Here is a 12805-nt window from a genome sequence, read left to right as displayed (position 1 = left end):
AAGTAGTCGTAAAAAGAATGGCGATTTCAAATTAAAAAAGGGTTCCACTTTAATTAAAAAGTCGAACCCTTATTTTAAACTTGGATACTTTTTTGAAGTGTTCCGTTTTTAATCCAAATCAGTTTTTAAAACGGCACCGCTGCTGGCATTGGTCACCAAACTTCTATATTGCCCCAGCCATTTTGAGGTCAACACTTTTTTCAAAGGAACAAACTCGGCTTTTCTTTTGGCAATTTCTTCGTCGCTCAAATTCACGGACAAAATATATTGATCCACGTCAATGTGAATTTCGTCACCGTCTTTAAGTAATCCAATCATTCCGCCTTCGGCAGCTTCCGGGCTCACGTGACCGATACTGGCTCCACGAGTTGCTCCACTGAATCTACCATCGGTGATGAGCGCCACTTTGGCTCCCAAGCCCATTCCCATAATCAAGGAAGTAGGGGCCAACATTTCCTGCATTCCCGGACCACCTTTTGGGCCTTCGTATCGAATAACTACAACATTACCGGCTTTTACTTTGCCACTTGTAATGCCGTCAACGGCTTCTTGTTGACCATCAAAACAGATGGCTGTTCCGGTAAAAACCCTGTCGCCAGTAATTCCTGCGGTTTTAATCACCGCACCTTGTTCGGCTAGATTGCCGTACAAAATGGCCAATCCGCCCACTTGTGAATACGGGTTGTCTATTGTGTGGATAATATTGGTGTCCTTGATGTAGGCATCCTTGATTTTTTCCAAAACCGTTTCACCTGTTATGGTTAGGTTGTCCAATAATATGGAATCGCCTCTTTTGGTCATTTCTTTCATTACCGCATTCACGCCACCCGCCGTGTTGATGTCTTCCATGTGAACGGTGGACAAGCTTGGAGAAATTTTGGCGATATGGGAAACTCTTTTCGAGATGGCATTAATGTCTTCCAAATTGAAATCGACATCGGCTTCTTTGGCAATCGCCAACATGTGCAAAACCGTGTTGGAACTTCCGCCCATGGCCATATCCACTGCAAAGGCATTTCTTACCGCATTTTCATTCAGGATGTTTCTAAGCTTGAATTTTTCGGTTTGTGCTTTGTCTTTGGCAATTTCGCAAATTCTTTTGGCTGCGCTTCTGTACAGTTGTTCGCGCTCTTTGGTCAGTGCCAAAATAGTTCCGTTTCCAGGAAGAGCGATTCCCATGGCTTCCATAAGGGTGTTCATGGAGTTTGCTGTAAACATTCCCGAACAACTTCCGCCACTAGGACAGGCGTTGCACTCAATATCTTTTAGCTCTTCCTCGTTCATTTGACCGGCTTCAAATTTACCAACAGCTTCAAAAGCTGTGGCAAGGTCAATGGGAACACCGTCTTTGGTGTGTCCTTTTTTCATTGGACCACCACTCACGAATATCGTTGGAACATCCACTCGCAATGCGCCCATAATCATTCCCGGAACGATTTTGTCGCAGTTGGGAATGGCTATCATGGCGTCCAGTTTGTGTGCATTCATAACTGTTTCTATGGAGTTGGCGATAATTTCTCTGGACGGCAACGAGAAAAGCATTCCGTCGTGTCCCATGGCGATACCGTCATCCACGCCAATGGTGTTGAATTCAAAGGGAACACAGCCGTTTGCCTTGATTTCCTCTTTTATGATTCGGGCTACCCTGTCCAAGAAAAAGTGTCCCGGAATAATCTCGATAAATGAATTGGCAACACCAATAAAGGGTTTGTCAAAATCTTCATCCACTAATCCTGTTGCTCTAAATAATGATCTGTGAGGTGCTCTTTGGTACCCTTTTTTTACTTCATCACTTCTCATGCTAAAATTTTTATATTTTTTAAGTTGGCTTTGTTTATTTTTTAAAAGACGGCTGTCTTAAATTTCGGTGCAAAAATACATAAAATCCAAGCGGGATAAAATAATAATCGACCCCGGATTGGTAGATTTTAATTGCAAAAAAGTGTTTTTTTGAGACAGTAGGAAGTTGGGGTTTAAAAACAAAACCCGTTTAAACTATTTTAAACGGGTGGGTTTGTTGAGTTTTGTGATTTATTAATCAAACTCAGGTTGTAACCTGTATCCTGAGATTTTTTTGGGACAGTTCTTTATTTTTTAGGATATATGGGAAGCGGAACAAACTCTGATTCACCTTCTATTTTGTCAAACTTTTGCTCTCTCCAGTTTTGTTTGGCCTGTTCAATTAATTCCCGATCGGATGAAACGAAATTCCAGTCGATAAAACGTTCTTCGGGATAAGGTTCGCCGCCAAAAATATAGATGGTGGAATTTTCCAATATTGTAAATTCACAAAGAGAACTATTTTTGGCGACCAATATTTGTTTGGATTCATAAGCGTTGCAGTCACTTTCGATACCGCCTTCCATAATATAAAGACCTGCTTCGCCAAAAAGATGTTGACCAATATTCAATGTTTGTTTTGAAGACGATTTTATCTCTATCATAAACATCGGACTGTACACTGGCACAATTGATTTCCGGCCAAAAGCTTCTCCGGCCACTAATTTGAATTCGACATCGCCTTCTTTCCACGAAGGGATTTCATTGCTGCCAATATGGAAAAACTCTGGATTCATTTGCTCCAAATGCTTTGGCAAGGCTACCCAAATCTGTAAACCGTGCATGTTCTTTTCGGAATGGCGCAGGTATTCGGGAGTGCGTTCGGAATGGACAATGCCTTTTCCTGCAGTCATCCAATTGACTTCGCCGGGTTTTATTTCTACCTCATTGCCAAGGGTGTCTCGGTGCATAATACTGCCTTCAAACAGAAAAGTAAGGGTAGAAAGACCAATGTGCGGGTGCGGTAACACATCAAAATTCTGGCGCTCATTCATTTTCACGGGACCCATATGATCTATATAAATAAATGGTCCTACCATACGTTTTTGGCGGAAAGGCAGCAATCTGCCTACCATAAAATTTCCTATATCGGCAGCGCGTTCTTCAATGATGAGATTGATATTTGACATGAATTGGTGTTTTTAGTTGTTTGGTTTACGATGCTTTTTAAGCTCTTAGGCATAATAACGAAAATACGAATAAAAGTTGAAGTTTGATTATAACCCAAGCTTGCTAAATCATCCCAAATACAAAACCAACTTTCCGTTAAGCCAAATGTCCAAATCCGTTGCAGTGGCTGTTAGTGGCTGTATTTTTATTCAATGTTATGCCAATCGTGTCCACAACCATTTTTACATTCTGTATTTCTTCTTTCGGTGTCTGTTTGCTTTAATATCCATAATAAAGCAATTATAGTTTTTTCTCTTTCGTTTTCAATAATTTTCTCAAGTTTATTAAACGCAATTTTGGTATCGAACGATTTTAAAATGACAATTGGTGTAAATGTTGATTTCAATGGAATTGTTTTAATTGCGTTCTGATAGGTTTGAGTATTATAATTTGTTTTTTCTGGAATTGAGTTAAAAATATAATTTCGTAAACAACTGAATATTGTTTCAAAATTAAAACCCTTATCATTCAATACAGTTTGGCAACCTTCATTAAACTCAATTTTATTCTGAGCTATTTCATTAATTATAAGTTCTATCTTATCCATTAGTTTATTACAAAAAAATCATCAATTTCATTTCCTTCATTTGTAAAAATTACAGTATAATAACCAATTTCTTTTTTGTTTTTTAAGATTGAAGTTTGAAAAGAATGTTGATTAAGTTCAGTTTGTTTATAGTCAAATTTTTTTATATCAATTGATATTTCTTTGTCTTCAATATTTAAGTCTTCAATTTTATTTGAGTTAACTAAATGGCTAAAAGAATTCAATATTTTTTTTTGAATTTTGTGCTTATTTATGAATTCGTTAATTTCCATTTTTTTAGGTTTTGCGGTAATATAGCCACTAACTTGTGAATTTGTGTTATAAAATGACTCCAATCCACCCCAATAGGGTTGGCTTTGTGTCATAATCCTGTTTTTTGTTCTGCTAATTTATAATAATTTATTTGCAATGAACGAAATATCTCATTATTTAGAGGTTGTCGCAAAAAAAATACTGATCGTTAAATCAGCATTTTTTTAGGTTTCAACCAACATGAAACATTTAATTATTATAAACTTCGAACATATCCAGATTTTGAAAAACAAATTCATCTTCGGCTATATTCTCGTCCTGTAGATAAGGGGTGAAATCTAAAGTATGTTTCACCACTTCGCCAATGACGATGATGGCAGGCGAGGAAAGTTGGTGTTCTGCCACTAGTTCAGTAATAGAACTAATGTTTCCAAATACTTTTTTCTGTGTGTGTTTTGTTCCGTTTTGGATGATGGCCACAGGCAAATCGTCGGTTCTATTGGTTTGGTAAATCGAAACGATTTCCTCCAATTTATTCATTCCCATCAAGATGACCACCGTTGCCGAGGATTGGGATGCCAAAGCGACGTCTTTGGACAATTTATGGTCGGAAGTGGTTCCGGTTATTACCCAAAAACTCTCGGAAATTCCTCTTTGTGTCAGGCTGATTCCGTTGGCTGCCGGTACTCCCAAAGAAGATGATATTCCGGGAACAATGGCGGTTTCGATACCAAATTGTTGTGCATATTCTATTTCTTCGCCACCACGACCAAAGATGAAGGGATCTCCACCTTTCAAACGAACCACGTGACCGTGGCGTTGTGCCATCGAAACAATGAGGTCGTTGATTTGGTCTTGGGTATAAGCATGACAGCCAATGCGCTTGCCCACGAAATGAATCTCCGCATTTTTGTTGGCATATTGCAACAATTCTTCGTTAATGAGTGCATCATACAGGATGACATCTGCATTTTCCAGTGCTTTTATGGCTTTCAAAGTGATGAGTTCCACATCGCCCGGGCCAGCTCCCACAATAGTTAGTTTTGGATTGTTGTGTGTCATTTTTTCCTTGTATTAGTTGCTGTTCAGTTACTTATATTTCGTTTTTACTATTGGTTAATATTTTTACATTATCAAAAGTAAGTATAAATACGTAGTGTAAATATATAAAAATATAAGTAGTTGCGACTGTAAAATTAGTTAAATTTTTCAAAAGACGATTTTTAGCAGGAATTCTATCAAAATGATTAAATATTCATTTTCCAGTTCACTATCGCTCAATATCATTAAGTTAAAACTTTTAACCGTCACTTCGAGTGGTTTTTAATAGTAATGCGACAGCTTTACTATTAAAAATTGTATCGAGAAGCCTATTAATAGTAGAGTTCTCGATACATTTTAGTAAAAAAAGCTATCGCATTTTTAACTAAAACACTCGAACTGACGAAGACGATTGTTAATGACATTGTAATATTGCTAGGGTGGTGGCTAAAAAAATAATTGCCTTTTCAGACTGAATTCCCCTGATTTGCCTATTTTTATAAAAAATAGTATTTATGACTTTTTATTTCAAATCCTTGTTATTGCTTTGCACTTTCTTTTCCGTGGTTTCCTGTAAATCCCAGACAGGAATCCCTGCTGCTTCCGCAGAAAATCAATCTATTGTCAACGACACCACTTTCGTGAACATCAAAGACTATAGTCCCGATTTTGTCTATGACATGAAATATGCCACGTCTGATAATTTTTTGAAAGCCAAAGTCTATGATTGCGCCGAATGTTTTTTGAGATTGAAAACTGTCAAAGCCATAATCAAGGCCAATGCCGTTTTTATGAAAAAAGGATATAAAATCAAGTTTTTCGATTGTTACCGACCTTTGGACATCCAGAAAAAAATGTGGCAAATTGTGTCGAATCCTTCTTATGTTGCCGATCCCGCCAAAGGTTCCATCCACAATAGAGGAGGAGCGGTAGATATTACCTTGGTCGATTCTACAGGCAAAGAACTCGATATGGGAACACCATTCGATCATTTCGGCATTGAAGCCAGCCATAATTATGACCAACTTTCGAAAGAAGTGAAAAAGAACAGAAAATTATTGAAAAAAGTAATGACCCAAAACGGTTTCAATTCCTTTGATTCGGAATGGTGGCACTACAATTTGAAATCCGCCTTGACCGACAAGGTTTCCAACACGAAATGGAAATGCGATTGATACTGAATTGGGACACGGATGACACGGATTTGGCGGATTATCGCTGATTTTTTTTTATTGAATAATCTAGAATCTAAAAATTGCAGACTAATCCATTTTTAATCTGTGTTGATTTGCTACCCGAGCGATAGCGATACAGAATGCCATTGTGCTATTTACTGCAAATAGTCATAAATAGTTATAGAATTAAGGTAATTAGTTATTTTTCGACACAGTGTAAACTATCGATAAAATAGGTTTCGGGATGGTAAACTTCATTGTTCATCTCCGATTTAATTTCCTTTGGAACGACGTAATCTTCAATGTCCGTCAAGTATTTGATTCGCATTAAATTCACGGGCGAACTTTTCAGGTCTTCGATGGAGCCTTTCAAGAACATGAAAATACCTGAGAGTACCCTGTTGTCGAAACCTTCGTTGTCACGAAGCAAAGAACCACAATTTTCTTGGTCAATGTGAAGCAGCGTCACGATTTTCCCATTATTCAATTGCAGAAAAAGTTTTGAATTTTTGTCAAAACAATTGGCTTTCATAAAATCCTTGCTTTTTCTGATGAGTTGTAAATTCAGTGTTGGCGTGCCGTCGGTCAATGCCAATGAATAGAAAATGTAACTGGAATTCCCGGCGAATTTTTTTTCATACATTATGGATTCCTTGGTCACTTTGTAAGTCCCAAGTGAATCTTTTACGTTCGTGCTATATTCGCAAGTTTTTTGGGCAAATAATGTAGTGCTTATCAAGAGTAGGATAAGTAGGGCTGCTTTGTTCATTTTTATTGTAATTTTCTGCAAATTAAAACTATTTTATTGTCATTTTCATCAGTGGTGAAAAAACAATAGCGATTTCCACCGTCTTTTATTTTCCATTTTTTGCGAATGCTTTCCACGGAGTCTGGAAAATTTCGAGTGGTAATATTGAGTTGTTGCTTTTCGAGATGGGTTTTCATTTCGTTTTTATGGTAAGGAAAGGCGTTTTCAATTTCAAATACTCTTCCAGGAAATGAAATTGGGCTTGTATTGGTATACAAATGGGAATGTTTGTGCAGTTTGTTTAGGTTGAAAAAATTCCCCACTTCATCAAATCCGCCCGATTTCATTATGGCGCTGTTGGGTTCGTATAAATAGTTGTCGGGCAACCCATATTTTGGATTTTCGGAAGCATCGTCCAAAATGAATTCGAAAGTGTCTGTTTTGTCTTTTACAAGATTAACGGTCTTGATGCTTGTTTTTCCTGAATAGTCTTTGTGTAATTCCCACAACAATTCTTTTACTTCGTTTTCCAAAGCAACAATATGGATGGCTTTCACGTTTTTCAGTTCCGACAATCCTGCCGAAATATCGAGTAACGGAGCTGTTTTTATCAGAATGGAATTGGAATGTTCAAACAAAAAATCAAGATGTTCCGGCACATTGGGCAAACAATCCTTGAGCATGAAAACCTTGCCTTTGGCATCGTTTCTTCTGGAAGGATCGATGTAAATCCAGTCCCATTTGGTGTTTAATTCCGTCAAAATAGTCAAACTGTCTCCAGAATGGCAAGTGATGTTTTTTACTTTTAATTGCTCGAAATTGTGTTGCACGATTTGGGAAAGTTCCTGATTTATTTCACAATGCGCCACCGCCTTCATTTTTTTGGCAAAATAGAAATCATCCACGCCAAAACCGCCGGTCAAATCAATCAGGCTTTCGCCAGAAATCAAGGAAGCCTTGAAAGAAGCCGTTTTTTCGGAAGAGGTTTGTTCGACGGAAATTTTGCTTGGATAAACAATATTTTCGGCAGCAAACCAAGTCGGCAACTTGAGTTTTGCCTTGGTTTTGGCTTCGATTTGGTTCAAGACGACAATCCATTCCACTTCAGGGAACGGATTCTTTTGCAATGCCAATTTCGTGATGTTTTTATCAATATTGGCATTGATAAACCGTTGAATCTCCGGATTTACTATTTTTAAATCCAAAATTATATGTTTTTTGTTAGTAGTTGTATCAGTTTGTTTTCCGGGAAAAATTCTTTCCCAATTACTTTCAGGATGGTGTATAACGGAACGGCAATGACCATTCCCAAAATTCCCGAAAGAAATCCCGCTATCAAGATGACAAGAAATATTTCCAATGGATGCGAACTGACGCTTTTGGAGAAAATGATGGGTTGCGAAAGGTTGTTGTCGATGACTTGCACTATCCAAAATCCGATTAAAACGTATATGGTGGTGGGTAATATCTCGGTTTGGAAATCACTTCCCAAGTTGCTCAACATAGTCAATAACGCAGCCAAGACCGAAGCAATCAGAGGACCAATGTAGGGCACAATATTTAAGACGGCACATAAAAAGGCAATGATGAAAAGATTGGGTATGCCAAAAATAAACAACACAATGACGTATAAGATGAACACGATAAACAACTGGAGCAACAAACCTATAAAGTAGCGGGAAAGCAAATGGTTTATTTTATGAACCGAGTTCAAAATTTTGTCCTCTTGACTGTCCGGAATCAACTTTTTGGCTCCAGCGATAAACAATAATCGGTCTTTCAGGAAGAAAAAAGTAATAAACAATACCGAACCCAACCCAATACCGAAACTGCTGATGGTTTCCAAGATTGTATTTAAAAAATTAGGAATAAAATTGAAATTTATCTTGGAAGTGAGTTTGGCTTCCTTGATTATTTGCTCAGAATCTATATGATGACTCTCCAGAAAAATAGAAGATGCTTTTACTAATTCGGTTATGTTTTTTTCAATTTCAGTTGTTTTTAGTAGGGACAAATTTTGGCCTTGAGACGAAATCAAAGGGATAAACATCAATATGAAGCCGGCAATAAAGAGGATGAAAACAGAAAGAGTCGCAATTGTTGCCAGAGTATGCTTGAATTTTAGTCTTTTGTTGAAGAAATCAAGAATTGGATTTCCAATTAGCGTAAGTATCAAAGCGACCACCAGATACATTAGGATGGACTGAATCAGGTACAAGAAATACAGTGATGCCGTGGCCAAAACTAAAAAAACTATTGCTCTTAAAATTCCGTTTGCTATAATTTTTGAAGTTACCATCTGTTGTTTTTAGAGGATAAAGATAAAAAAAACTCGCCAACAAGTAGCGAGTTTATGGACTAAAAATAAATTTAGGATTAGGGTTGTCCAATGGTGGCTCTTGGTCCACCAACAGCAAATATGGCAGTCATTCTTGCTTTTTGTCCGTCAGTGAACATGTACATCAAGTCGTCATCGGTGTAATCCATATAGTTCATTGGCATTTCATAATGAGTTGGCAAACATAGACTCACAAATGGGGCAGTAGCCGAATAATTTGCTGTTTTGTGAACCGGGGTGTCGGTGACAAAATCATTTCCACAAGAAGAATCGCCCCAAATGTGGCGTAAATTCATCCAATGTCCCACTTCATGCGTGGCAGTTCTACCTAAATTGTAGGGTGCACTTGCAGAGCCCGATAATCCAAAATATTTGGAATCGATTACGACCCCGTCGGTTGCTGCTTTGCCTCCAGGAAATTGGGCATACCCCAAAATACCGCCTCCAATCTTGCAAGCCCATATATTGAGGGTTGTGGATGGTGAAGTAGGGGCAATTCCGCCTTGTTTGGCATTTTTCATGGCGTCTCTTGTTCCCCAAGAGGTTTTATTGGTTGATCTCCTGATTACTCCACTTTCACCAATAGATGTCTCAAGTTTAAAAGTAATGTCAATATTTGCAGCTACTCCAGAAAACATTTGTGGAACTTTGTTGAAATCAGTGTTGTTGGCAGTAAAATCCTTGTTTAAAACATCAATTTGGGATTGTATTTGGGCCAAGGAAATGTTTTCGGCTTCAGTTCTATACAAAACATTTACCACAACAGGTATTTCTATTTTACCATCAACCAATCTATAGTTAGATGCGGAAGCAATTCTTTTTTGGGTAAACGCTTCAATTTCGTTCATACGTATGGCCAATGTTGGATCGGCCGCCAATTGTTCTGCCAAAACATCTTGTGAGGCACAACTACGACGTGTTACGGCACCGCTTTCTGGTGCAGTTGAATCGGTAGCTTCATTTTGACAAGAAAAAAGCATCATGGCTGCTACTGCGGAGAATAGAATTTTTTTCATAATTGTACTTTTTTAGAATAGAAGTTTTTGGTTAATTGTATAACAATAGTACGATAAATTCATTAAAAAAGCAAATATTTAACTGTAAGTCAATGAATTGAGTGTATTAGGTAAGGTTTTAATTATTGAAAATATAATTGATGATGTTGGCTCCCATTTTTAGGGCTTTTTCGCGGACATCAACAGGGTCGTTGTGCACTTCGGCATCTTCCCAGCCATCGCCTAAATCACATTCGTAAGTGTAGAGCAAAACCAACCTATTTTCCACGAAAATGCCAAAAGCTTGGGGGCGTTTGCCATCGTGTTCGTGAATTTTGGGTAAACCGCTAGAAAACAAATATGGTTTTTGAAAGATTTGATGATTGGCAGGAATTTCGACCAAATCCGTATTGGGGAATATTTTCTTGATTTCTTTTCGAATGTATTGATCCATTCCGTAATTGTCGTCAATATGAAGGAAACCTCCCGAGGTCAAGTAATTTCTTAAATTAGTCACGTCTGAATCGTTGAAAACCACGTTTCCATGTCCCGTCATGTGAAGAAAAGGATAAGACAATAAATCAGGGCTGCTGGGTTCTACTGTCGCAGGTTTGGGTTTGATTTTGGTGTTGATATTGGCGTTGCAATATTTTATCAAATTAGGCAATGAAGTAGGATTGGCATACCAATCGCCGCCTCCGCTATATTTTACCAAGGCAATTTCTTGGGAAAATGAGGCAAAAGAAATCAGTGTTAAAATGTATACTATTCGTTTCATAAAAAGATAAATTATCCAGCGATTTCTTTTTTGACAAGGTTTTATTTTGTCTTTGCGAGAAGTGAAATATTCCTGTTTGTTGCTCTCGTAATGGGATTGCTTCGTTCCTCGCAATGACTAAATTTATTATTCGTTCACAAAAACCACGCTATGACACGCCACAATCGCTGCGGTTTCCGTGCGCAATCTGGTGTTTCCCAAAGATACAGGAATGAAATTATTTTCCAGTGCCAATGCAATTTCTTTTTCAGAGAAATCGCCTTCGGGACCTATGAGCAAGGTGACGTTCTCGCCTGGTTTCAAAACCGATTTCAATGATTTTTTGTCGGTTTCTTCACAATGGGCAATCAATTGCAAACCGTCATTCTTCTGTTTGATGAATTCTTTAAAAGTCTTGGCTTCGTTCAGTTTTGGAAGAAACAACACATTGGATTGTTTCATTGCGGTCAACAGGATTTTTTCAAACCGTTCTTTATTGACCACTTTTCGTTCGGAACGATCACAGATAATGGGCGTGATTTCCTGGATGCCAATTTCGGTGGCTTTCTCCAAAAACCATTCGTAGCGGTCATTCATTTTGGTGGGAGCCACGGCCAAATGCAACTGTAATTTTGAAGGAGCCACTTTTTCGACAGCGAGAATTTGAACCGTGCATTTATTGTCTGAAGCCAAAGTGACTTCAGTTTTAAATAGTAGACCCAAACCATTGGTAACGAATAAAATATCGGTATCTTTTTTGCGCAATACTTTAATGATGTGTTTGCTTTCTTCTTTGTCAAAAGAAAAGCTTTCGGTGGTTTCGTCAATGTTTGGATTATAAAATAATTGCATAGTTTTAGAATTGAATTCGAGCTTTTGAAACGACCGACGAAGTTTCGAAATTTTTAGATAAAAACTTTTGATAACCCACGATTCCAATCATGGCAGCATTATCGGTGGTGTATTCAAATTTTGGAATATAGGTCTTCCAACCGTATTTGCTTTCGGCTTCCTTCAAGGTGTTTCGAATTCCGGAATTGGCGGAAACGCCTCCTCCAATGGCGATTTGCTTGATGCCTGTTTCTTTTACGGCTAATTTCAATTTGTCCATCAAGATTTCGATGATGGTACCTTGGATTGAAGCGCAAATGTTATCTCGATTTTCCTCTATAAAATTGGGGTTTTCCAGTTTTTTCTTTTGGATGAAATACAAAATGGCTGTTTTCAAACCAGAAAAACTGAAGTCCAATCCGGGAACTTTGGGTTTCGTGAAAGCAAAGGCTTTCGGGTTTCCGAGTTGGGCATATTTGTCGATCAAAGGGCCTCCGGGATAAGGCAGTCCCAGTATTTTGGCACTTTTGTCGAAAGCTTCTCCCACGGCATCATCGGTGGTTTCACCAATGATTTCCATGTCGAAAAAGTCGTTTACTTTCACAATTTGGGTATGTCCGCCCGAAATGGTCAAGGCCAGAAATGGAAATGTTGGTTTGTCAAATCCTTCCTCGGCTATGAAATGAGCCAGAATATGGGCTTGCATGTGGTTTACGGAAATCAATGGAATTTGCAAGGCAAGCGACAACGATTTGGCAAAGGAACTTCCCACGAGAAGCGACCCCATCAAACCGGGACCTTGTGTAAAAGCGATTGCAGAAAGCTGTTCTTTTTTTATATTTGCTTTGCGAAGCGCAGCATCGATTACGGGAACTATGTTTTGCTGGTGGGCACGTGAGGCAAGTTCGGGAACTACGCCACCATATTGGTTGTGAATCAATTGATTGGCCACAACATTCGACAATACTTTGTCGTTGTGTAATACCGCAGCAGCCGTGTCGTCGCAAGAACTTTCGATTGCAAGGATAAAAACCTCGGAATTTTGCATAAAAAGGCGTGATTTTTGAATTATATTTGACAAATTTAAAACATTAATAGGTATCAAAAAACTT

13 protein-coding genes are annotated in these 12805 nt (G+C 38.2%); 1 reads left to right on the top strand and 12 read right to left on the bottom strand.

Going from position 1 to position 12805, the window contains the following annotated elements:
* Positions 1-108: 108 nt before the first annotated feature.
* From ilvD to cobA, 5 genes are all read right to left on the bottom strand, one after another.
* A complete protein-coding gene (gene ilvD, locus BUC16_RS12355) occupies positions 109-1800 on the bottom strand; it encodes a dihydroxy-acid dehydratase (protein ID WP_073370984.1) in 1692 nt (563 codons plus the stop codon).
* A 287-nt stretch (positions 1801-2087) separates the two neighbouring features.
* Positions 2088-2969: a pirin family protein gene (locus BUC16_RS12350; RefSeq protein WP_073370982.1), complete on the bottom strand. Its 882-nt coding sequence runs from the start codon at positions 2967-2969 to the stop codon at positions 2088-2090.
* Positions 2970-3154: 185 nt separating this feature from the next.
* Positions 3155-3556: a DUF5958 family protein gene (locus tag BUC16_RS12345; RefSeq protein ID WP_073370980.1), complete on the bottom strand. Its 402-nt coding sequence runs from the start codon at positions 3554-3556 to the stop codon at positions 3155-3157.
* On the bottom strand, positions 3556-3921 hold the full coding sequence (locus tag BUC16_RS12340; protein ID WP_073370979.1) for a hypothetical protein: 366 nt from the start codon (positions 3919-3921) through the stop codon (positions 3556-3558). The genes BUC16_RS12345 and BUC16_RS12340 overlap by 1 nt, the downstream gene beginning before the upstream one ends.
* 136 nt (positions 3922-4057) lie before the next feature.
* On the bottom strand, positions 4058-4870 hold the full coding sequence (gene cobA, locus BUC16_RS12335; protein ID WP_073370977.1) for a uroporphyrinogen-III C-methyltransferase: 813 nt from the start codon (positions 4868-4870) through the stop codon (positions 4058-4060).
* Between the two features lie 494 nt (positions 4871-5364).
* Here cobA and ddpX point away from each other — a divergent pair, with 494 nt between their 5' ends.
* Entirely contained in the window at positions 5365-6024 is a 660-nt protein-coding gene (ddpX, locus tag BUC16_RS12330; RefSeq protein ID WP_073370976.1) for a D-alanyl-D-alanine dipeptidase, read from the top strand.
* A gap of 199 nt (positions 6025-6223) precedes the next feature.
* On the opposite strand, the gene BUC16_RS12325 is transcribed toward ddpX, so the two are convergent.
* From BUC16_RS12325 to tsaD, 7 genes are all read right to left on the bottom strand, one after another.
* Positions 6224-6793, bottom strand: coding sequence for a hypothetical protein (locus BUC16_RS12325; RefSeq protein WP_073370974.1), 570 nt, complete (start codon positions 6791-6793; stop codon positions 6224-6226).
* A gap of 2 nt (positions 6794-6795) precedes the next feature.
* Positions 6796-7977 carry a class I SAM-dependent methyltransferase gene (locus BUC16_RS12320; protein ID WP_073370973.1) on the bottom strand — a complete coding sequence of 394 codons (1182 nt, stop codon included), beginning with the start codon at positions 7975-7977 and terminating at the stop codon, positions 6796-6798.
* Between the two features lie 2 nt (positions 7978-7979).
* Positions 7980-9071, bottom strand: a complete 1092-nt coding sequence (locus BUC16_RS12315) for an AI-2E family transporter (RefSeq protein ID WP_073370972.1) — start codon at positions 9069-9071, stop codon at positions 7980-7982.
* Positions 9072-9148: 77 nt separating this feature from the next.
* On the bottom strand, positions 9149-10126 hold the full coding sequence (locus tag BUC16_RS12310) for a zinc metalloprotease (RefSeq protein ID WP_073370970.1): 978 nt from the start codon (positions 10124-10126) through the stop codon (positions 9149-9151).
* 118 nt (positions 10127-10244) lie between these two features.
* A complete protein-coding gene (locus BUC16_RS12305) occupies positions 10245-10883 on the bottom strand; it encodes a DUF4159 domain-containing protein (RefSeq protein WP_073371248.1) in 639 nt (212 codons plus the stop codon).
* Between the two features lie 126 nt (positions 10884-11009).
* Positions 11010-11714, bottom strand: a complete 705-nt coding sequence (locus BUC16_RS12300; RefSeq protein ID WP_073370968.1) for a 16S rRNA (uracil(1498)-N(3))-methyltransferase — start codon at positions 11712-11714, stop codon at positions 11010-11012.
* 4 nt (positions 11715-11718) lie between these two features.
* Positions 11719-12741, bottom strand: a complete 1023-nt coding sequence (gene tsaD / locus BUC16_RS12295; RefSeq protein WP_073370967.1) for a tRNA (adenosine(37)-N6)-threonylcarbamoyltransferase complex transferase subunit TsaD — start codon at positions 12739-12741, stop codon at positions 11719-11721.
* Between the last annotated feature and the right edge of the window lie 64 nt (positions 12742-12805).

This window comes from Flavobacterium fluvii (genome assembly GCF_900129545.1).
GTDB lineage: Bacteria > Bacteroidota > Bacteroidia > Flavobacteriales > Flavobacteriaceae > Flavobacterium > Flavobacterium fluvii.
The sequence above is the reverse complement of the archived record's forward strand: the minus strand, read 5'-3'. Positions and strand labels throughout refer to the sequence as shown.

What these genes read in the sequence shown, in the direction of transcription:
- BUC16_RS12310 (WP_073370970.1), bottom strand. Translation starts at nt 10,126, where the DNA reads ATGAAAAAAATTCTATTCTCCGCAGTAGCAGCCATGATGCTTTTTTCT.
- tsaD (WP_073370967.1), bottom strand. Translation starts at nt 12,741, where the DNA reads ATGCAAAATTCCGAGGTTTTTATCCTTGCAATCGAAAGTTCTTGCGAC.
- ilvD (WP_073370984.1), bottom strand. Translation starts at nt 1,800, where the DNA reads ATGAGAAGTGATGAAGTAAAAAAAGGGTACCAAAGAGCACCTCACAGA.
- BUC16_RS12300 (WP_073370968.1), bottom strand. Translation starts at nt 11,714, where the DNA reads ATGCAATTATTTTATAATCCAAACATTGACGAAACCACCGAAAGCTTT.
- cobA (WP_073370977.1), bottom strand. Translation starts at nt 4,870, where the DNA reads ATGACACACAACAATCCAAAACTAACTATTGTGGGAGCTGGCCCGGGC.
- BUC16_RS12340 (WP_073370979.1), bottom strand. Translation starts at nt 3,921, where the DNA reads ATGACACAAAGCCAACCCTATTGGGGTGGATTGGAGTCATTTTATAAC.
- BUC16_RS12305 (WP_073371248.1), bottom strand. Translation starts at nt 10,883, where the DNA reads ATGAAACGAATAGTATACATTTTAACACTGATTTCTTTTGCCTCATTT.
- ddpX (WP_073370976.1), top strand. Translation starts at nt 5,365, where the DNA reads ATGACTTTTTATTTCAAATCCTTGTTATTGCTTTGCACTTTCTTTTCC.
- BUC16_RS12325 (WP_073370974.1), bottom strand. Translation starts at nt 6,793, where the DNA reads ATGAACAAAGCAGCCCTACTTATCCTACTCTTGATAAGCACTACATTA.
- BUC16_RS12350 (WP_073370982.1), bottom strand. Translation starts at nt 2,969, where the DNA reads ATGTCAAATATCAATCTCATCATTGAAGAACGCGCTGCCGATATAGGA.
- BUC16_RS12315 (WP_073370972.1), bottom strand. Translation starts at nt 9,071, where the DNA reads ATGGTAACTTCAAAAATTATAGCAAACGGAATTTTAAGAGCAATAGTT.
- BUC16_RS12345 (WP_073370980.1), bottom strand. Translation starts at nt 3,556, where the DNA reads ATGGATAAGATAGAACTTATAATTAATGAAATAGCTCAGAATAAAATT.